We start from the raw sequence: 19467 nt of genomic DNA, 5'->3' as shown, positions 1-19467 counted from the left end.
AACTCACGGGGCTGAGGCCCCCGCCACCGAAGAGCCCCGCAACAAGGACTGCACCCGCGGCGCCGGCCTGGACCACCTTGGATCCGCTGCGTTTGCCGCGCGCGCTCGAGATTTCCGACACGGCGACCCACGTGCCCAGAAGCTCGCTGTAGACGGTACGGTAGAACTTGTTCATGGTGGGGTGGGGGCAGGCGTGTGGCCGGTAGTGTTTGCTTAAGTGCTATTTGTAAAAATATGTACAAACGATGTAACTAGTTCACAAGATTCTCCCATAGGTCCTGGAAAAAGCATGCTGAAATTTTCGATGTGTTTCTTGTAAAGCATTGATTTGATTGATTTTTGAGGAAAAAATCACGTGCTGACAAGGCGATAGATATATCGGTTTCTACGTAGAGATTCCTGAAAAGTGATTCAATATGTAACTAATACGCGATTTTTCACCTCTTTCCTGACATCTTTGGTGACCGATTTCACGAAAAACGTCACTTTCGGATTAATACCGCGATCCGGCTCACGCCCGGCCTTCCAGGGGTGTGGAGTCGGGAAACTGCGTTGGGATGGGGAGACACGGGCAGGCCGGGAGCCCGTCATCACGGCCGGCGGGCGCAGCCCGGCTGCGCGCGGGCATGGGCACCCCGCGCGCCGCGGTTTGGCTGGAAAGAGGCGAGGGGTTTAGCCGCCCGTTGCCGGGGGCAGGCCTGCCAGCAGGCTCAAACGCGTCTGGAAAGACCGTTGCTGACCCGTGACCGGGTCGGTGAAATGCATGGATTTCGCGAGGAGCTGCAGGGGCCGGCTGTAGTCGTCGTCGGGCGTGGGATGCACCGGCGGGTAAATCCTGTCGTTGAGGATGGGAATCCCCAGGGCATGCATATGCACCCGCAGCTGGTGTTTCTTGCCGGTGACCGGGCTCAGCGCGTAGCGGGCCCAGCCCTCACGGGCCTCCAGCACGCTGATATGGGTCTCGCTGTTGGCGGGGCCGGGTGCTTCCTGCTGCCGGAAGAAGGGCTCGCCCTGCACGATGCGGCTTTGGCGAAGCAGCGGAAAAACAATGTCTTCACGCCACGGCGCGATGGCCTCGTAGTGTTTGGCCACCTCGTGGCGCCTGAACAGCGCCTGGTAGGCGTCCCGGTCAGCGGGCCTGACCGAAAACAGCACCAGGCCGGCGGTTTCGCGGTCTATGCGGTGCAGCGGCGCCAGGCCGTCCAGGCCCAGGCGGTTTTTAAGGCGCACCAGCAGCGTTTCCTGCACATAGTGGCCCGAGGGCGTGACCGGCAGGAAATGGGGTTTGTCGGCCACGACCAGGTGCTCGTCCTGGTACAGCACGCTGGCCTCGAAGGGCACGCGGGGCTCGTCCTCCAGCGCGCGGTAGTAGTAGACGCGCATGTGGCCGCGGTAGGGCCGTTCAGCGGTGACGGGCACGCCGAACTCGTCGGCCACCAGGCCGTCCCGCATGCGTTGCAGCCAGGTTTCGCGCGTGATCGCGGGAAAGCGCTGCACCAGGAAGTCGGTGATGCTGGGCCAGTTGCCGGCCGGCAGGCCCACGCAGCTGGGGCTGACCCCGTCGCGGGTCGGCAGCCCATGGGACGGCTGTCCGTTCACGCCGGCACGGGCGGGCATTCAGACACGGGTGAACACCACGTCCCAGACGCCGTGCCCCAGCTTGATGCCGCGGTTTTCGAATTTGGTCAGGGGCCGGTAGGCCGGCTTGGGCGCGTAGCCGCCCTGGGCAGCATCCGCCGTGTTGCGCAGCAGCGGCTCGGCGCCCAGCACCTCGAGGATTTGCTCGGCATAGGGTTGCCAGTCGGTGGCGCAGTGCAGGTAGCCGCCGGGTTTGAGGCGGGCGGCCAGCTTGGCAACCAGCGGCGCCTGGATCAGGCGGCGCTTGTTGTGCCGTTTTTTGTGCCAGGGATCGGGAAAAAAGATGTGCACGCCGTCCAGGCTGGCCGGCGCGAGCATGTTGTCTATCACCTCAACGGCGTCGTGCTGAAGGATGCGGATGTTGGCCAGGCCTTGCTCGCTGATGCGCTTGAGCAGCGCGCCCACGCCGGGGGTGTGGACCTCGCAGCACAGGAAGTTTTTTTCGGGCATCAGCGCGGCGATGTGGGCCGTCGCCTCGCCCATGCCAAAACCTATCTCGAGGATGGTGGGGGCCGAACGCTGGTAAATGGCCTCGAAGTCCGCCGGCGCCGCCGCATAGGGCAGCAGGAACTGTGGGCCCACGTCGGCAAAGGCCTTGGCCTGGCCGATGGTGGTGCGGCCGGTGCGGCGCACAAAACTGCGGATATTGCGCGGGGCGCCCGGCTCGGCGGGGGCGCCTTCTGGCGTTTCGGCGGGGAGGGAGGCGGGCGGGGTGGGGGAAGTTGTATCTGTCACCGGCTGATTTTAAGGCGCGCCGCCCATAGGGGCACGGCCTGCCCCAGCCAGTCCTGCGGCGTGGCGGCACTGGCCAGCAATGGCAGGCCCAGCACCGCGCCGGCCTGGCGCAGCAGGGCCAGCGGCTGGGAAGTGTCCAGCGTCTGCGCGCCGTTCTGTTTGGAGAGTTTTTCGCCGTTGGCGCCCAGCACCAGCGGCGTGTGCAGGTAGCGCGGCTGGGGCAGGCCCAGCGCGCGCTGCAGCAGGATTTGCCGCGCCGTGTTGTCGGCCAGGTCCTCGCCGCGCACGATGTCGGTAATGCCCTGGGCCGCGTCGTCGACCACCACGGCCAGCTGGTAGGCCCACAGGCCGTCGGCGCGCTTGAGCACGAAGTCGCCCACTTCGCGGGCCACGTCCTGCGACTGCGGGCCCAGCAGGCGGTCCTGCCAGCCGATGGGCGCGGGGGCTCGCGTGTCCAGCCGCCAGGCGCGCGCAGGGCGGCCGTGCAGGCCACCGCGGCAGGTACCGGGATAGACCAGTTCGCCATGGCGTTCGCGCGGCTGGCCGGAAGCCGCCAGTGCGCGGGCGATGTCCTGGCGCGTGCAGGCGCAGGGGTAGGCCAGCCCGCGCGCGACCAGCGAATCCAGCGCCTGCTGGTACAGCGCGCCGCGCTGTGATTGGTAGACGGGCGGCTCGTCCGGCAACAGGCCGCATTGGGCCAGTTGCTGAAAAATCGTCTGGTCGGCGCCGGGCACGCAGCGCGGCGTGTCCACGTCCTCGATGCGCACCAGCCAGCGGCCCTGGTGCGCGCGGGCATCCAGCCAGCTGGCCAGGGCGGCCACGAGTGAGCCTGCATGCAGCGGGCCGGTCGGAGAAGGGGCGAAGCGGCCCCGGTATTCGGCCTCCACGCCGATTTCGCTCCCGGCGTTCAGGCCAGTTCAAGAGCCATTTCAAGGCCCGATATAAAGCCCTCTTCGACGCGATGCCCCAGGCACCAGTCGCCGCAGGCGCCTATGCGGGACTTGGCGTCCCATGCATGGGTCTTGCCCAGCGGTTGCAGCGTCTGGGCGTGGCGCCAGCGGTGCACCACGGCATGGGGCGGCGCCGCGCGTATGCCGGTGACTTCGGTAAAGGCCTTGAGCAGTTTGGCCTTGACGCGTTCGGCGTCGTCTTCCAGGTGGCGCTGCGACCAGTCGGGGCTGGCCTGCACGGTCCAGCGTTCAATGGGGCTGCGCCCGGGTTTGGATGACTCGCGCGCCAGCCAGGCGATGCGGTGGTGGGTGCTGCGCGCCGCGTTCCAGTGGGGGCCCAGGTGCGCCATCGTGGGTTGCATGGCCTGGGGGAAGGCCAGCATCAGCGTCCAGCAGGGCGCCACGCTGACCTTGGCGAGTGCTTCCATCAGCGGCTTGCCTTGTTGCGAGCTCAGCAGCAGGGCGTGCGCCTGCGGCGAGGGCAGGGCCAGCACCACGTCGTCAAAGCCCGAGTGCACCCGGCTGCCGGCGCCCGGGCCTTCGGTCTGCAGCTGCCATTGTTCGGGGTGCAGCTTGTCGCGTTCCAGCCGCAGCACCTCTGTCTCCAGCAGCAGGCGGCCCGCGGCCGCCAGGGGCTGGGCCCATTGGCGCAGCAGCGCGTTCATGCCCGGCGTGGGGACCCAGTGCGCCTCCTTGGGCGGCAGGGCCGAAGCCACGACACGGCCCAGCTCGTCGAGGATGCGCACGGTGTTGGCGCTCCACGGCCGTACCAGCCCGGGAACCGTGGCCAGGGCTTTTTCGAAACGCGCGTCGCGCACGGTGAAATACTGCGCGCCGTGGTCGAAGCCGCCGAATTCGCTGTCCCGGGTGGCCATGCGCCCGCCGACTTCAGGACTTTTCTCGAACACCGTGACCTGGTGGCCGGCCTGCGCCAGCGTGCGCGCGCAGGCAATGCCGGCGATGCCGGCGCCTATCACCGCGATGCGGCGGCCGGCCGCGGATTCAGGGAGGGGGAGGCTGGCGTTTTTTGTCATGTCTTGTGTGTGCTTTTTGGGTTTGATGAATGAGGCGCCTTGCCGCTTTCGCGGGCAATTCACGGCCCCCCGGCCTGGGTCATCACGTCTGAACCATAAACGAAAACGATAAGAAGCTCTAAGCGCACTCTACACGCAGGCGCGGCCGCCGCGCCCGGATTGCGCAGCGACTACGGGTTTTCACATGCGCTCCAGCAGCGCTTTTCGCGTGGCCGCGCTCTCCAGTTGCTTGAGCCACCACTGCAGCGCGCGGCCCTCCTTGCCGTCGGGCGCGCGCAGCCAGGCATAACTCATGGGCACCTGGCGCGGGGCGCGCTGCATGCGTTTTTCCACCAGCCGGCCGGTGGCGACATGGGGGCGTGCCAGGTATTCCGGCAGGAAGCCGCCCCCCAGGCCGCGCAGCTGCGCCTGGAGTTTTTCCTGCATGCCGGGCACGGTGAAGATGTCCTGGCCGCCCAGCAGCCCGACCGTGACGCCGCTGCCGCGCTGCACCGAATCGGCCACGGCCACGGCGCGATGCGGCATCAGCATGGCGTCGGTCAGGGGCTCGGGGGCTTGCGCCAGCGGGTGGTGGGGCGCAACCGCGTAAATGAAATGAATGCTGCCCAGCGCCCTGTGCTGCACCGCGCTATTGGCCGAGGGCTCTATGGCCACGCCCAGGGCCAGGTCGGCCTGGCCCGACGTGAGTGCCTCCAGCGTGCCCGACAGCGCCTCTTCGCGCAGGCGCAGCCGGGTGGGTGGGTTCAGCGCAAAAAAAGCCTCGCACAGTTCCATCACCGTGGTGCGCGAAATCACGCTGTCCACCGCCAGCGTGAGCTGCGGCTCCCAGCCGGTGGCCACGCGCTTGACCCGGTTGGCCACGGCATCGAGTTCGGCCAGCAGGCGGTTGCCCTCGCGCAGCAGTTCCTTGCCGGCTTCGGTCAGTTTGGCCTGGCGCGAGGAGCGGTCAAAGAGCAGCACGTCCAGCGCATCTTCCACCTGGCGTATCCGGTAGGTCAGGGCGCTGGGCACCAGGCCCAGCTCGCGTGCCGCGGCCGCCATGCTGCCGGCGCTGTGGATCGCGCCTATCAGGCTCAGGGTTTCGGGCGTCAGGGCGTCGCGTACCCGGTTGTTGATCGTTGCCATAAGAATGATTCAAATAATTTGAATGATGCCATCAAAGCGAAGCAATGGAAAGCCGGGGTCCCAGGCCTACATTGGAGTCATCGGCAACGCATCTCAACCAGCTCGAAAGGAGCACCTCATGATGACCTTAAGAAACTCCAGCGAACGCGGCTACGCAGACCACGGCTGGCTCAAGTCCTTCCATTCCTTTTCCTTCGCCGGCTACTACGACCCGGCTCACATGGGCTTTGGCAACCTGCGCGTCATCAATGAGGATCGCATCGCGGCCGGCCGCGGCTTCGGCACGCACGGCCACCAGAACATGGAAATCATCAGCTATGTGCTGAGCGGTGAACTCGCGCACAAGGACAGCCTGGGCAACATCAAGGGCATCCCGCCTGGCGACGTGCAGCGCATGAGCGCCGGCACGGGTGTGCAGCACAGCGAGTTCAACCATGCGGACGGCCAGACCACGCACTTCCTGCAGATCTGGATAGAGCCCAATGTGACCGGCATTCCCCCAAGCTATGAGCAAAAGACCTTTGCTGACGCCGAAAAACGCGGCGCCCTGCGCCTGGTGGCCTCACCCGACGGCGCCAAGGGCTCGGTGTTGATCCACGCCGATGCGAGGCTGTATGCGGGCCTCTTCGACGGCGCGGAAAGTGCCACGCTGGAACTGAGTGCGGCGCGCAAGACCTATGTGCACCTGGTCCGTGGGCAGCTCGAAGTCAACGGCCAGGTGCTCAAGGCCGGCGATGCCGCCATGCTGCAATCGCAAGCCATGCTGCAGCTGGCCCATGGCCGGGACGCTGAAGTGCTGGTGTTTGACCTGGCACCGTAACCCACACCCAGGGCGAGCGCGCATGCGCATGAGCGCACGGCGCTTGCCCAGAGTGTTTTTTTCATCCATGATTTCCCCGTTAACTTTACTTAGAAGGACTCACCATGCTTAATTCCCTGCAAAACCCCCTCTCCCTGATTGGCCGCCTGCTGATAGCCCTGCTGTTTGTGCCTGCCGGCTTCAGCAAGATCGCTGGTTTCACGGGTACTGTGGGATACATCGCGTCCAAGGGCGTGCCCCTGCCTGAAGTCGCCGCCGCCATCGCCATCGTGGTGGAACTGGGCCTGGGCATTCTTCTGGCCGTGGGCTTCCAGACGCGCTGGGCCGCGCTGGCCATCGGCGTCTTCACGGTCGTCATCACCTGCATCTTCCATGCGTTCTGGACCGACCCCACGCAGCAGATGATGTTCTTCAAGAACATGGCCATCGCCGGTGGCCTCTTCAGCATCGCGGCTTTCGGCGGCGGCGCCTGGAGCCTGGACGGCCAGCGCAAAGGCTGATCTACCAAGCGGGGCTGCAGCGAAGGGTTTCACGCCCGGGCTGCAGCCCTTTTTTACCTGTCCCGAATTTCGTCTTTCCTTTTCCATTCCCGCGAAAGAACCTGAATGCCCAAAGTTGTCGTGATTTACCACTCCGGCTACGGCCACACCCAGCGCATGGCGCAGTCGGTGGCGGCAGGCGCCGGCGCCGAGCTGCTGGCCATAGACGCCGACGGCAACCTGCCCGAAGGCGGCTGGGAGACGCTCAATGCCGCCGACGCCATCATCATGGGCTCGCCCACCTACATGGGCAATGTGAGCTGGCAGTTCAAGAAGTTCGCCGACGCCTCCTCCAAGCCCTGGTACAGCCAGGCCTGGAAAGACAAGCTCTTCGCCGGCTTCACCAACAGCGCCGCGATGAACGGCGACAAGCTGTCCACGCTGAACTACCTGTTCACCCTGGCCATGCAGCACGGCGGCATCTGGGTCAGCCAGGGCATGCTGCCCAGCAACAGCAAGGCCGCGCTGCGCAACGACGCCAACTACCTGGGCTCCTACAGCGGCGCCATCGCGCAGTCGCCCTCCGATGCCGGCGCCGGCGAGATGTCGGCCGGCGATCTGGAAACCGCGCGCAGCTTCGGCGCGCGTGTCGCGGCCGTCGCCGCGAAATTCGCCGCCTGATTTTTTCCTTGCCCACAGGAATCCCATGACCATAGAACTCCAGCGAGACCTCAGTGCGGCCGTGGCCCAGCAGGTGCATGTGCGCAGCCATGCCTTCAGCGCCGACGTCAGCGAAGCCGAAGGCGGCGCCGACAGCGGCCCCAGCCCGCACGACCTTTACGACGCGGCGCTCGGCGCCTGCAAGGCCCTGACCGTGATGTGGTACGCCCGCAAAAAAGGCATCCCGGTCGAGGATGTCCACACACGCATAGAGCGCGATGACTCGCAGGAGCGCAGCGGCGTCTACAAACTCTCGGCCAGGCTGCAGATCAAGGGCGCCCTGAGCGACGCCCAGCTGCAGGAACTGCACGCCGTGGCGCAGAAATGCCCGGTGCACAAACTTATGACCACCGTCACGACCGAAATCACCACCGAACTGGAGCGCCTGCCATGAGCACCGTGTTGAAACTGACCGGCCACCACAAAGACCTGGGCGGCGGCTTTATGGTGCGCCGCCTGCTGCCCGCCGCGCAGCAGCAGTCGGTCGGCCCCTTTATCTTTTTTGACCACTTCGGCCCGGTGACCGAGCAGCCCGGCACCAACCACGACGTGCGGCCGCATCCGCACATCGGCCTGGCGACGGTGACCTATTTGTTCGAGGGCGCGATGATGCACCGCGACAGCCTGGGCTCGGCCCAGCGCATAGAGCCCGGTGCCATCAACTGGATGACGGCCGGCCGCGGCATCGTGCATTCGGAGCGCGCACCCGAAGACCTGCGCGGCAGGTCTTACGTGAACCACGGCCTGCAGCTGTGGGCGGCCCTGCCGAAAGAGTTTGAAGAAACGGCGCCCGGCTTTTCGCACACGCCGGCCGAGACCATTCCGGCCACCACGGTGGACGGCGCCGCGGTGCGCGTCCTGATCGGCGAGGCTTTCGGAAAGACTTCGCCGGTCAAGACTTTTTCCAAGACGCTGTACCTGGACGTGGCCCTGGCCGCTGGCGTGCCCTTCATGCTGCCGTCACTCGCGGAGCAGATGGCGATTTATTCGGTGGATGGCGACCTGATGGTGGACGGTGAGCCCCTGGCCATGCACACCCTGGCGACGCTGGCGCCCGGCGCGGCGGTGCAATTGAGCGCGAGTGTGCCAACCCGCCTGGTGGTGATAGGCGGCGATGCGCTCGATGCGCACCGCTTCATGTGGTGGAACTTTGTCTCCAGCCGCAAGGAGCGCATCGTGCAGGCCAGCGAAGACTGGGAAGCGCAGGCCATGGGCCAGGTGCCCGGTGAGACCGAGTTCATTCCGCTGCCTGAGCGGAAATTCTCGGCGAGCTGAGTCCGCGTTCGATCAGCTTCGCAGGTCGCGCGCCAGCCGCAGGCCGCTGAACTGCCAGCGCGCATCGGGCGGAAAGAAGTTGCGGTAGCTTGCGCGCATATGGCTTTGCGGCGTGGCGCAGGAGCCGCCGCGCAGCACAAACTGGTTGCACATGAATTTGCCGTTGTACTCGCCGACCAGGCCTTCCCAGGGCTTGTAGCCGGGGTAGGGGTTGTAGTTGGACTGCGTCCATTCCCAGACGTCGCCGAACATCTGCGCGGGCAGGCCGCGGCTGCCCTCCTGCTGCGGCAGCGGATGGAAGGCCGAGGTCTCCACAAAGTTGCCCTGGGGCGCGGCGCCTGCCGGCAGGCCGCGCGCGGCGAGCTCCCATTCAAACTCGGTCGGCAGGCGGGCGCCGGCCCAGCGCGCGAAAGCGTCGGCTTCAAAATAACTGAGGTGGCAGGCCGGTGTGTTCGGGTCCACGTCTATCAGGCCTTGCAGCGTGAAGTGCTGGTAGCCGCCCTCACCACCCTCGCCACCTTGCCAGTAAAAGGGCAGGCTGACCTTGTTTTCCGTGACCCAATCCCAGCCCATGGACAGCCACAGCTCGGGACGCTGGTAGCCCTTGTCGGCGATAAAGGCCATGATCTCGCCGTTGGTCACCGGCCGGCTGGCCAGTTCAAAGGCCACCACATAGGCCTTGTGGCGCGGCGTTTCATTGTCAAAGGCGAATTCGCCGTCGCGCGCGGCATCGTAGCCATGCTCCACCAGGCCGGCCTCATGGCGCAGCCATTCCACCGGCTGCGGGTGTATGCCGGCCAGCGGCCAGCGGCTTGCATAGGCCGGGCGTGCGGGGTTGAAGGACAGTGCGTGCTTGATGTCGGTCAGCAGCAATTCCTGGTGCTGCTGCTCGTGGTGCAGGCCCAGGGTTACGAGTTCGGTGAGTTCCCGCCGCCGCGCGCTGTCGGCGCCGGCCTCCACCGCGTCTATCACCGCCAGCATGCGCTGGTTGACCTGCGCGCGGTAGGCCAGCACTTCGTCCAGCGAGGGCCGGCTGATCAGGCCGCGCTTGGGCCGCGGGTATTTGTCGCCCACGCCGTTGTAATAGCTGTTGAACAGCACACGAAAGCCGGCGTCAAAAGGCATGAAACCGGGCTCAAAGCGTTCGAGGATAAAGGTCTCAAAAAACCAGGTCAGGTGAGCCAGATGCCATTTGGCCGGGCTGGCGTCGGGCATGGACTGCAGCTGGCAGTCTTCCGGGCTCAGGGGCTGTATCAGCGCCTCGGTCTGCTGGCGCAGGGCGACAAAGCGCCTGGCGAGCGGAGACAGGGATGCGTGGGCGGCCTGCTGGCGTGCGGGGGAGGTGTCTGTGGGCATGGTGGCTACCGTAAAAAAGAGACGGTTGGCGGACGTGGATGCGAACGACTCAAAAGCTTCGCACGGGGTTTTGGGCTCAGCTGTCGGACAAGAGCCCGAGAACCTCGGGCCTGCGTGCAGAAGGCGGCGAATTCAAAGGCTTCACGGGCGGGTTGACCTGGGGTTTGAGCGCTGGGTCCAGCGCGCGGCGTTCGTCAAAGACAAAACATTCGCCGTCAAAATGCGCATGCCCGCTTTCCTCGAAGTACTTGAGGATGCCGCCGTCCAGCTGCCAGACGTTCTCCACCCCGGCTTCGCGCATCAGGATGGCGGCCTTTTCGCAGCGTATGCCGCCGGTGCAAAAGCTCACCACGGTCTTGCCGGCCAGCTCCTGTTTGTGCGCCTGCAGGGCCTCGGGAAACTCGGTGAACTTGCGGATACGCCAGTCGATGGCGTTGTGGAAGGTGCCGACGTCGGCTTCAAAGTCGTTACGCGTGTCCAGCGTCACCACGGGACGGCCCGTGTCGTCGTGTCCCGCGTCCAGCCAGCGCTTGAGCGTGGCGGCGTCCACCGCCGGCGCGCGGCCGGCCGCGGGCTGCACGGCCGGGTGGTTCATGCGGATGATTTCGGGCTTGACCTTGACCAGCAGCTTGCGAAAGGGCTGGGCGCCGGACCAGCTTTCCTTGGCCTGCAAGTCGGCAAAACGCGCATCCTGTTTCAACCATGCCAAAAAATCATGAATATCGCCGGCCGGGCCCGCCAGGAAGAGGTTGATGCCTTCTTCGGCCAGCAGCACCGTGCCCTTGATGGCATGGCCCCGCAGCCTGCCCGCCAGGCTGGTTTGCAGCACTTCGGGCTGGGCCAGCGCGACAAACTTGTAGGCCGCAATGTTCAGGATTTGCATGATGCGATTGATTGTAGGCAGGCATGCAAGGCCTTGCACTGCCCCATGGCGCCTGAGCGGACAGACCCGGCCCTAAAATGGGCTTTATGTTTGTTCATTTGCGCCTCCACACCGAATTTTCCGTCGTCGACGGCACCAACCGCATCGATGAAGTCGTGGCCGCCGCGGCCGCAGACGGGCAACCGGCGCTGGCCATCACCGACCTGAGCAACCTCTTCGGCACCGTCAAGTTTTACAAGGAAACCCGCGGCGCGGGCGTCAAGCCCCTGATAGGCGCCGACATCTGGGTGCAGGTGCCGGGCAAGGACGCCGGCACACCCGCCGCCCGCCTGCTGCTGCTGGTGCAAAGCCGCCAGGGCTACCTGAACCTGTCCGAGATCCTCACGCGCGCCTGGACCAAGAACGTGGTGCGCGACCAGGCGGTGGTCAAGCTCGAGTGGCTGCAGGAGCTGGGCGAAGGCCTGATCGCGCTGTCGGGCGCGCAGGGCGGCTCCGTGGGCCAGGCCCTGCTGCAGGGCGACAGCGCCCGCGCCGCGGAATGTGCGCTGTATTTCGCGGGCCTGTTCCCGCACCGCTTCTACCTGGAACTGCAGCGCGCCCAGCGGCCCGACGACGAGCGCCATGTGGCCGCCGCCGTCCAGCTGGCGGCGCGGCTCAAGCTGCCCGTGGTGGCCACCCACCCCGTGCAGTTCCTGACCTATGACGATTACGAGGCGCATGAAGCGCGCGTCTGCATCTCGGAAGGCGAGATCCTGGGCAACACGCGGCGCGTTCGCAAGTTCACGCGCGAGCAGTACTTCAAGTCGGCCGGGCAGATGCAGGCGCTGTTCGCCGACGTGCCCACGGCCCTGGCCAACACGCTGGAGATCGCCAAGCGCTGCAACCTCACGCTGGAGCTGGGCAAGCCCATGCTGCCCGACTACCCGACGCCCGAAGTGGGTGGCGTGCGCATGCCCATCGACGAGTATTTCCGCCAGGCCTCGTTTGAAGGCCTGGAAGAGCGCCTGGCCCACCTGTACCGCGATGTGGCCGTGCGCGACCAGAAGCGGCCCGAGTACGTCAAGCGGCTGGAGTTCGAGATCAACACCATCCTCAAGATGGGCTTTCCCGGCTACTTCCTGATCGTGGGCGACTTCATCAACTGGGCCAAAAACAACGGCTGCCCGGTCGGACCGGGCCGGGGCTCCGGCGCGGGTTCGCTGGTGGCCTATTCGCTCAAGATCACCGACCTGGACCCGCTGCAGTACAACCTGCTGTTCGAGCGCTTCCTGAACCCGGAGCGGGTGTCCATGCCCGACTTCGACATCGACTTCTGCCAGAGCAACCGCGACCGCGTGATCGATTACGTGAAGGATAAATACGGCAAGGACGCGGTGAGCCAGATCGTGACCTTCGGCACCATGGCGGCGCGCGCCGCCATCCGCGACGTGGGCCGGGTGCTGGATTTTCCCTACGGCTTTTGCGACGGCATTTCCAAGCTCATCCCCAACAAGCCGGGCCAGCACATCACGATTGAACAGGCGAAAGAGCAGGAGCCCGTGCTCGCCGAGCGCGAGCGCAAGGAAGAGGACGTTCAAACCCTGCTGGCACTCGCGCAGAAACTCGAGGGCCTGACCCGCAACGTCGGCATGCACGCCGGGGGCGTGCTGATCGCGCCCAGCAAGCTGACCGATTTCTGCCCGCTTTACGCCCAGCCGGGCAGCGACTCCGCGGTGAGCCAGTTCGACAAGGACGATGTGGAGGCCATTGGCCTCGTCAAGTTCGACTTTTTGGGCCTGGCCACCCTGACCATCCTGGAGATCGCCAGGGAGTTCATCATCGCGCGCCACCCGGCCCAGAAAGACTTCAAGTTCGAAGACCTGCCGCTCAACGACCGCAAGGTCTACGAGCTTTTCGGCCGGGGCCAGACCGAAGCCGTGTTCCAGTTTGAAAGTATCGGCATGCAGCGCATGCTGAAAGACGCCAAGCCGGACCGCCTGGAAGACCTGATCGCGATGAATGCGCTGTATCGGCCGGGGCCCATGGAACTGATCCCGACCTATATCGCGCGCAAGCAGGGCAAGGAAGTGCCCGAATACCCGGACCCGCGCGTCAAGGCCATTCTCGAAGAGACCTACGGCATCATGGTCTACCAGGAGCAGGTGATGCAGACCGCGCAGATCCTGGGCGGCTACTCGCTGGGCGGCGCCGACTTGCTGCGCCGCGCCATGGGCAAGAAGAAAAAAGAGGAGATGGACGCGCAGCGCGAGGTGTTCCGCAAGGGCGCGGGCGAGGGTGGCCTGAGCCTGGAGAAAGCCGACGAGGTCTTCGACCTGATGGAAAAATTTGCGGGCTACGGCTTCAACAAGTCGCACTCCGCCGCCTATGCGCTGCTGGCCTACCACACGGCCTGGCTCAAGGTGCACTACACCGCCGAATTCTTCGCCGCCAACATGACGGTGGAAATGGACGACACCGACAAGCTCAAGGTGCTGTTCGGCGACGCGCAGAAGATGGGCATACAGTTCGAGTCGCCCGACATCAACCGCGGCGACTACCGCTTCGAGCCCATCAGCGCGACCTCGGTGCGTTACGGCCTGGGCGCCGTCAAGGGCACGGGCCAGCAGGCGATTGCCGCGATTGTCGCGGCGCGCAAGGAGGGCGGCCCCTTTACCTCGCTCTACGATTTTTGCGTGCGCGTGGACCGCAGCCGCCTGAACAAGCGCACGGTGGAAGCCCTGATCAAGGGCGGCGCCTTCGACAACCTGCAGCTCAACCGCGCCTCGCTGCTGGCCTCGGTGGACCGTGCTTTTGAGTTCGCCGCCGCGACCGAGGCCAACGCCAACCAGGGCGGATTGTTCGACATGAGCGACTCGCACGCCGCCAGCACCCAGGAACCGCCGCTGGTGGAGGCCATGCCCTTCGGCGTGAAGGCGCGCCTGGTGCAGGAAAAAACCGCGATCGGCTTTTACCTCTCGGGCCATTTGTTCGACGAGGTGGAGACCGAGGTGCGCCAGTTCGCCAAACGCAAGATCGAGGACCTGATCGACTCGCGCGAACCGCAACTGCTGGCCGCCATCCTGAGCGACCTGCGCATCATCAACGGCAACCGCGGCAAGCTGATCATCTTCAAGCTTGACGACAAGACCGACGTGCTCGAGGCCTCGGTCGACGAGGCGCTGTTCAACGCCAACCGCAACCTGCTCAAGGACGACGAACTGGTGATCGTGCAGGGCACGCTGCAGGGCGCGTCCGAGCGCTTCGGGCGCCGCTTCAAGGTCACGCAGGTGTGGGACCTGGAAACCGCGCGCTGCAAGTTCGGCAAGTACCTGCGCGTGGCCGTCAACGGCAGCGCGCCCGACATCTCGCGCATGGTCAGGGACTTCCCGCCGCGTCGTGAAATGTCGGAGCAGGGCGAGATCAGCCGCGGCCTGCCGGTGCGCCTGAGCCTCAGGCGGCAAAACGAGATAGGCGGCGCGACGGCCGAGCTGCACCTGGGCGAGGCCGCCAGGTTTTTCCCCACCGATGCGGCGCTGGCCAGCTGGATGGCGCAGGCCGACAAGGGGCTGGTGCAGATTGTTTACGAGTGATGCCGCCTTTGCCCGCCGCCATGCCAAAGTGCATGCGCGGTGAGCCGGAGTTCATTTCCAGCCGCTAGTAGTTTTTGGCGCGCATTTCCAGAATCAGGATGGTGTCCGGAATCCGGCCGTCGACGTCCTTGGGCATGACCCGGGTGCGGATGATGGCGTTGATCGCTGCCTCATCCCAGGCCTTGTTGCCGCTGGATTGAACCAGGCGCTGGCTGATGATGGTGCCGTCCAGTGTCATGCGCACTTCTACCTTGGCAATCGGATTGCCTTCCACTTCCTGGGCAAACACAATATTCGGCCTGATCGCCGCCCTGACGATGGCGCCATAGGTCGTGGATCCGCCGCTGGATTTTTGCGCCGTGCCCTTGGATTCCGCATCGCCGGTGGCGCCGGCCATGCCGGTGATACGGCGCAGGTTTTCCTGGCGCAGTTTTTCAGCGGCGGCCTGGGCCGCTTTTTGCTGGGCGGCGTCCTTGTTGTCCTTCTGGGCTTCGAGTTTTTTGGCGTCTTCCGCGGCCTTGCGTTTGGCCAGCTCTTCCTTGGCCTTCTTGTCGGCGGCTTTTTGTTTTTCCAGCTCTTTGTCTTTCTGGGCCTGCAGCTCAGCCTTCTGCTTTTCTTTCAGGCGCTCGGCTTCCGCCTGCTTTTGTTCCTGCGCGAGCTTGCGTTTCTTTTCCTGCTCCAGCGCAATGTCCACCTTGGGCGCGGGCGGCGGCGGTGGCGTCCTGGCTTCCGGGGTGGGCGTTGGTGGGGGAGGGGGCGGCGTGGGTACTTCGACCGGTTTGGGCGCGGCCTGCTGGGCCGGAACGTTGGTCCACAGCTCGGCCTGAAAGGCGACGTCCGGGGTGCTGCGCTTCCAGCTGACGCCCCAGGTCAGGGCGGCGATCAGCAGGGCATGGGCGAGCAGCGCCAGCGCGAAGGCACGGCCCGACCCGCCGTCCCGGGGCGGGAGGAAGTCTAGGCGGTCTGCGGCGCTGGGCATGGCGAACTCCGGGCGGCCTGGCGGCTACTTGCTGCCAGTCTGCACCGACAGGCCCACGCGCGAGACACCGGCTTTTTGCAGGTTGTCCATGACCTGGACCACGGTTTCGTACTTGATGGATTTGTCGGCGCTGATGACCACGGGCACGGCCTGCGCGCCCTCGGCCTTCACGCCCGGCTCCAGTTTTGCGATATCGGCCGCGACGTTGCGCACATTGCTGGGCACGCTGTCGGTCTTGATCTTGATCTGCACGGCTTCGTCCTTGCTGATCTGGATCTGCACCGGGTTTTGCGGCTGGCTGGGCGCCCGGCCGACCTTGGGCAGCGCGATCATGCTGGGCGTGATCAGCGGCGCCGTCACCATGAAGATGATGAGCAGCACCAGCATCACGTCGATGAAGGGCACCATGTTGATCTCGCTGATGGTGCGCCGGCCGCGGCCCCGGCGGGAATTGACTGCTGGCATCGCTGTCTCCTCGTAGCTCAGTGGCCGGAAGGCGAGTGCGCGCCCAGGTTGCGCTGCAGGATATTGGAGAACTCTTCGATGAAAGTCTCCAGCCGGTTGGCGACGCGGTCTATGTCGTGCGAGAAGCGGTTGTAGGCGACGACGGCCGGAATCGCCGCGAACAGGCCGATGGCGGTGGCCACCAGTGCCTCGGCAATGCCGGGCGCCACCGTGGCCAGCGTGACCTGCTCCAGGGCCGCCAGGCCGGTGAAGGCGTGCATGATGCCCCAGACCGTGCCGAACAGGCCCACGTAAGGCGATACCGAGCCGACGGTGGCCAGGAAGGACAGGTTGGACTCGATGGCGTCGAGTTCGCGCTGGTAGCTCGCGCGCATGGCGCGCCGCGCGCCGTCCAGCAGCGTGCCGGGGTCGGTGATGTGGCGCTCGCGCAGCTTCTGGTATTCACGCATGCCGCTGGCAAAAATCCGCTCCATCGCACCCGAATGTTTGGCGTTTTGCGCGGCGCCGGCGAAGAGGTCGTTCAGGCTGGTGCCCGACCAGAACTCGCGGTCGAATTCGTCGTTGAGTTTCTGCACGCGCTTGAGTGCGACGATCTTGCGGAAGATCGCGGCCCAGCTGGCGATGGACACGCCGACCAGCAGCGCCACGACGGCCTGCACGACCCAGCTGGCGTTGAGGATGAGGCTGACGATGGACAGGTCTTGGTTCATGTTGTGGCCGTATCGGTTTTTAAGCTGTCAAGAATGGAAGCCGGAATGCGCCGTGGCTGAAGGCTGGCGGCGTCGACCCAGCCGATCCTGATGGTTCCTTCGCAGAGCAAGGGTGCCTGCTCTGTTTTTAATAGCACCTGCTGGCTGATTATCATGGACGCACGGCCGGCTTCGACCAGGCTTGCCGTAACAATCAGTTCATCGTCCAGCCGGGCGGAACGATGGTAACGGATGCTGGTTTCCGCCACCACGAAGATACCGCCCGTGCTTTCCCGCAGGCGCTGCTGTTCAATACCGAGTGATCTGAGCCATTCGGTGCGCGAACGTTCAAAAAATTTCAGGTAGTTTGCGTAAAAGACGATACCGCCCGCGTCGGTGTCTTCCCAATAGACCCGCAAAGGCCAGCTGAAAACCCGCGCGCCTGCGCTCATGCCAGCACTGCCTTGAGCCTGGCCACGGCTTCCTGCAGCTGCGCCATGGAGTTGGCCGTGGAAAAGCGGATGAATTGTTCGGGCGCCGCGTGGCCGAAATCGCGGCCCGGCGTGACGGCCAGGTGGGCGCGCTTCATGAGCTCGAACGCGAAGTCCCAGCTGCCGCTCACGCCCAGGCGCGCGGCGGCCCGGGTGCAGTCGGCATAGGCGTAGAAGGCGCCGTCGGGCATCACCGGCACCGTCAGGCCCAGGCGGTTCAGTTCGGGAATGAAGTAGTCGCGGCGCGCCTTGAATTCGGCGCGGCGGCGTTCGTATTCCCGCAGGCTTTCGGGCTCGAAGCAGGCCAGCGCCGCATGCTGGGCCACGGTGCTGGGGCAGATGAAGAGGTTTTGCGCGATGCGCTCTATCACCGGCGCCAGTGCTTCGGGCACCACCAGCCAGCCCAGGCGCCAGCCGGTCATGTTGAAGTATTTGCTGAAGCTGTTGATGCTGATCACGCTCTGGCCCAGCTCGCCGGGCATGGCCAGGGCCGAATGGCCGAAATGCTCTTCGTAGCTCAGGCCCAGGTAAATCTCGTCGATCAGCGTGATGCCGCCGCGGCCGTGCACGAACTCGTGGATGCGCTGGAGTTCTTCGGGCGCGATGGAGGTGCCGGTGGGGTTGGAGGGCGAGGCCAGCAGCACGCCGCGTGTTTGCGGCTTCCAGGCGGCCTCGACCTTTTCGCGGGTGAGCTGGAAGCGTTCGGCCGCGGTGGCCGGCACCAGCACCGCATTGCCTTCGGCGGCGCTGACGAAATGCCGGTTGCAGGGATAGCTGGGGTCGGGCATCAGGATTTCGTCGCCGGCCTCGATCAGCGCCAGGCAGGCCAGCTGCAGCGCGGCCGAGGCGCCCGCCGTGATGATGATGCGGCCGGGCGCGACTTGAGCGCCGAAACGCGCGGCGTACCAGGCGCTGATGCGCTCGCGCAGCGCCGGCAGGCCGGTGGCCTGGGTGTACTGCGTGTTGCCCTGCGAGATCGCGCGGGCGGCGGCCTCCTGCACCAGGGGCGGCGCGGTGAAGTCGGGCTCGCCGATGTTCAGGAAGATCATGGGCCGGTCGCTGTGGGCGAATTCCTGCGCCAGCGCCGAGGCCGCCTTGGCGACCTCCATGACATAAAACGGCTCAATGCGTTGAGCCCGCCGGGCGATTTTCACGGCAGGCCTTTCACCGGGCGGCTTGTCGGGCTTTGTCGGCGGCGACTTCGGCGGCGCGAAGGGCGGGCGCCATCTTGTTAAGCACGCCGTTGACGTATTTGTGGCCGTCGGTGCCGCCGAAGGCCTTGGCCAGTTCGATGCACTCGTTGATCACGACGCGCCAGGGCACATCCAGGCAGTGGGTGAATTCGTAGGCGCCTATCCACAGCACCGCGTGCTCGATGGGCGAAATCTCGGCCATGGGCCGGTCCAGCAGGGGAACAATGCCGGCGTCCAGCGTTTTGGCGTCGGCGATGCAGCCGTGCAGCAGCGCGTCATAGTGGGCCGAATCGGCCTTGTGAAAGCCCGCGAGGTCGCGTGTGAAGGCGTCTATCGAGTCGGCCTCGTTGCGGCCCACCAGGTGCTGGTAAAGGGCCTGCAGGGCGAATTCGCGCGCGCGCGTGCGCGCCGATTTGTCGGCGGCTTTTTTGACGCCGGTATCGGTCAGGCCGGTGCGGGTCTGCGGCGGGCGTTTGGGTTTGATGATGGGTTCAGCCATGAAAAGTGCCAGTCAGGTTAAGGGGGTGGGCGCAGTGCTCGGCAAGCGGCTTGGCGCGTTCAGGCAATTTCATTGATCAGGTTGGCCATCTCGACGGCCACGCGCGCGGCGTCGCGCCCTTTTTCCTCCTGGCGGGCCTGGGCCTGCGCGAGGTTTTCGGTCGTCAGGATGGCATTGGCGATGGGCAGCTGGTAGTCCAGCGCCAGGCGCGTGACGGCGGCGCCGCTTTCGTTGGCTACCAGCTCGAAGTGGTAGGTCTCGCCGCGGATGATGCAGCCCAGGGCGATCAGCGCGTCGTACTTGTCGCTTTCGGCCAGCGCCTGCAGCGCGCAGGGCACCTCCAGCGCACCGGGGACCTTGACGTGGCGAATGTTGTCCTCGTGCACGCCCAGGGCGGCAAGTTCGTGTTTGCAGGCGTCCGCCAGCGCGTTGGTGATACTTTCATTGAAGCGCGCCTGCACGATGCCTATGGAAAGTTTTCTGCCGTCCAGTTTGTCGGCTGTACCTTTTTCTGCTCCGAACACGATGATTCCCTTTTGATTGATGTGTAGGTTTGTGGGCTGGCGA

At 65.3% G+C, this 19467-nt stretch carries 20 protein-coding genes and 1 pseudogene; 6 read left to right on the top strand and 15 right to left on the bottom strand.

Annotation, left to right across the window (positions count from 1 at the left end; genetic code table 11):
* Positions 1–43: 43 nt before the first annotated feature.
* From AC1DUN_RS20125 to AC1DUN_RS20100, 6 genes and pseudogenes are all read right to left on the bottom strand, one after another.
* Positions 44–175, bottom strand: a pseudogene (locus AC1DUN_RS20125) (ESPR domain-containing protein); the annotation flags it as partial.
* A gap of 497 nt (positions 176–672) precedes the next feature.
* A complete protein-coding gene (locus tag AC1DUN_RS20120; protein WP_477715521.1) occupies positions 673–1617 on the bottom strand; it encodes an RluA family pseudouridine synthase in 945 nt (314 codons plus the stop codon).
* Positions 1618–2373, bottom strand: coding sequence for a tRNA (guanosine(46)-N7)-methyltransferase TrmB (trmB, locus tag AC1DUN_RS20115; protein WP_477715520.1), 756 nt, complete (start codon positions 2371–2373; stop codon positions 1618–1620).
* Entirely contained in the window at positions 2370–3260 is an 891-nt protein-coding gene (gene gluQRS / locus AC1DUN_RS20110; RefSeq protein WP_477715519.1) for a tRNA glutamyl-Q(34) synthetase GluQRS, read from the bottom strand. Before gluQRS ends, trmB begins: the two co-directional genes overlap by 4 nt.
* 20 nt (positions 3261–3280) lie before the next feature.
* Positions 3281–4357: an NAD(P)/FAD-dependent oxidoreductase gene (locus tag AC1DUN_RS20105; protein WP_477715518.1), complete on the bottom strand. Its 1077-nt coding sequence runs from the start codon at positions 4355–4357 to the stop codon at positions 3281–3283.
* A 180-nt stretch (positions 4358–4537) separates the two neighbouring features.
* Positions 4538–5482, bottom strand: a complete 945-nt coding sequence (locus AC1DUN_RS20100) for a LysR family transcriptional regulator (RefSeq protein ID WP_477715517.1) — start codon at positions 5480–5482, stop codon at positions 4538–4540.
* A 118-nt stretch (positions 5483–5600) separates the two neighbouring features.
* Between AC1DUN_RS20100 and AC1DUN_RS20095 the strand changes: the two genes are divergently transcribed.
* The 5 genes from AC1DUN_RS20095 to AC1DUN_RS20075 all read left to right on the top strand — a co-directional run bounded on the left by AC1DUN_RS20095 (position 5601) and on the right by AC1DUN_RS20075 (position 8776).
* Complete coding sequence (locus AC1DUN_RS20095) at positions 5601–6302, top strand: pirin family protein (protein WP_477715516.1); 702 nt, start codon at positions 5601–5603, stop codon at positions 6300–6302.
* Between the two features lie 104 nt (positions 6303–6406).
* Entirely contained in the window at positions 6407–6802 is a 396-nt protein-coding gene (locus tag AC1DUN_RS20090; protein WP_477715515.1) for a DoxX family protein, read from the top strand.
* A gap of 105 nt (positions 6803–6907) precedes the next feature.
* Positions 6908–7462 carry a flavodoxin family protein gene (locus AC1DUN_RS20085; RefSeq protein ID WP_477715514.1) on the top strand — a complete coding sequence of 185 codons (555 nt, stop codon included), beginning with the start codon at positions 6908–6910 and terminating at the stop codon, positions 7460–7462.
* Positions 7463–7487: 25 nt separating this feature from the next.
* Positions 7488–7895: an OsmC family protein gene (locus AC1DUN_RS20080; RefSeq protein WP_477715513.1), complete on the top strand. Its 408-nt coding sequence runs from the start codon at positions 7488–7490 to the stop codon at positions 7893–7895.
* Positions 7892–8776: a pirin family protein gene (locus AC1DUN_RS20075; RefSeq protein WP_477715512.1), complete on the top strand. Its 885-nt coding sequence runs from the start codon at positions 7892–7894 to the stop codon at positions 8774–8776. The genes AC1DUN_RS20080 and AC1DUN_RS20075 overlap by 4 nt, the downstream gene beginning before the upstream one ends.
* Positions 8777–8788: 12 nt before the next feature.
* On the opposite strand, the gene egtB is transcribed toward AC1DUN_RS20075, so the two are convergent.
* Both egtB and AC1DUN_RS20065 read right to left on the bottom strand, forming a co-directional pair.
* Positions 8789–10132, bottom strand: coding sequence for an ergothioneine biosynthesis protein EgtB (egtB, locus tag AC1DUN_RS20070; protein WP_477715511.1), 1344 nt, complete (start codon positions 10130–10132; stop codon positions 8789–8791).
* Positions 10133–10208: 76 nt separating this feature from the next.
* Entirely contained in the window at positions 10209–11015 is an 807-nt protein-coding gene (locus AC1DUN_RS20065; protein WP_477715510.1) for a sulfurtransferase, read from the bottom strand.
* 86 nt (positions 11016–11101) lie between these two features.
* Here AC1DUN_RS20065 and dnaE point away from each other — a divergent pair, with 86 nt between their 5' ends.
* Complete coding sequence (gene dnaE, locus AC1DUN_RS20060) at positions 11102–14584, top strand: DNA polymerase III subunit alpha (RefSeq protein ID WP_477715509.1); 3483 nt, start codon at positions 11102–11104, stop codon at positions 14582–14584.
* A gap of 64 nt (positions 14585–14648) precedes the next feature.
* On the opposite strand, the gene tolA is transcribed toward dnaE, so the two are convergent.
* The 7 genes from tolA to ribH are packed head-to-tail and all read right to left on the bottom strand — an operon-like array spanning position 14649 to position 19424.
* Positions 14649–15563: a cell envelope integrity protein TolA gene (gene tolA, locus AC1DUN_RS20055; RefSeq protein ID WP_477715508.1), complete on the bottom strand. Its 915-nt coding sequence runs from the start codon at positions 15561–15563 to the stop codon at positions 14649–14651.
* Positions 15564–15587: 24 nt separating this feature from the next.
* Positions 15588–16028: a biopolymer transporter ExbD gene (locus AC1DUN_RS20050; protein ID WP_477715507.1), complete on the bottom strand. Its 441-nt coding sequence runs from the start codon at positions 16026–16028 to the stop codon at positions 15588–15590.
* Between the two features lie 17 nt (positions 16029–16045).
* Positions 16046–16738, bottom strand: coding sequence for a protein TolQ (tolQ, locus tag AC1DUN_RS20045; RefSeq protein WP_477664028.1), 693 nt, complete (start codon positions 16736–16738; stop codon positions 16046–16048).
* Entirely contained in the window at positions 16735–17169 is a 435-nt protein-coding gene (gene ybgC / locus AC1DUN_RS20040; RefSeq protein ID WP_477715506.1) for a tol-pal system-associated acyl-CoA thioesterase, read from the bottom strand. Before ybgC ends, tolQ begins: the two co-directional genes overlap by 4 nt.
* Entirely contained in the window at positions 17166–18362 is a 1197-nt protein-coding gene (locus AC1DUN_RS20035; protein WP_477715505.1) for a pyridoxal phosphate-dependent aminotransferase, read from the bottom strand. The genes ybgC and AC1DUN_RS20035 overlap by 4 nt, the downstream gene beginning before the upstream one ends.
* Before the next feature lie 10 nt (positions 18363–18372).
* On the bottom strand, positions 18373–18900 hold the full coding sequence (gene nusB / locus AC1DUN_RS20030; protein WP_074575392.1) for a transcription antitermination factor NusB: 528 nt from the start codon (positions 18898–18900) through the stop codon (positions 18373–18375).
* Between the two features lie 59 nt (positions 18901–18959).
* Complete coding sequence (ribH, locus tag AC1DUN_RS20025) at positions 18960–19424, bottom strand: 6,7-dimethyl-8-ribityllumazine synthase (protein WP_477715504.1); 465 nt, start codon at positions 19422–19424, stop codon at positions 18960–18962.
* Between the last annotated feature and the right edge of the window lie 43 nt (positions 19425–19467).

This window comes from Polaromonas sp. P4_F6 (genome assembly GCF_056401275.1).
This window is presented reverse-complemented; position numbering and strand designations above follow the sequence as displayed.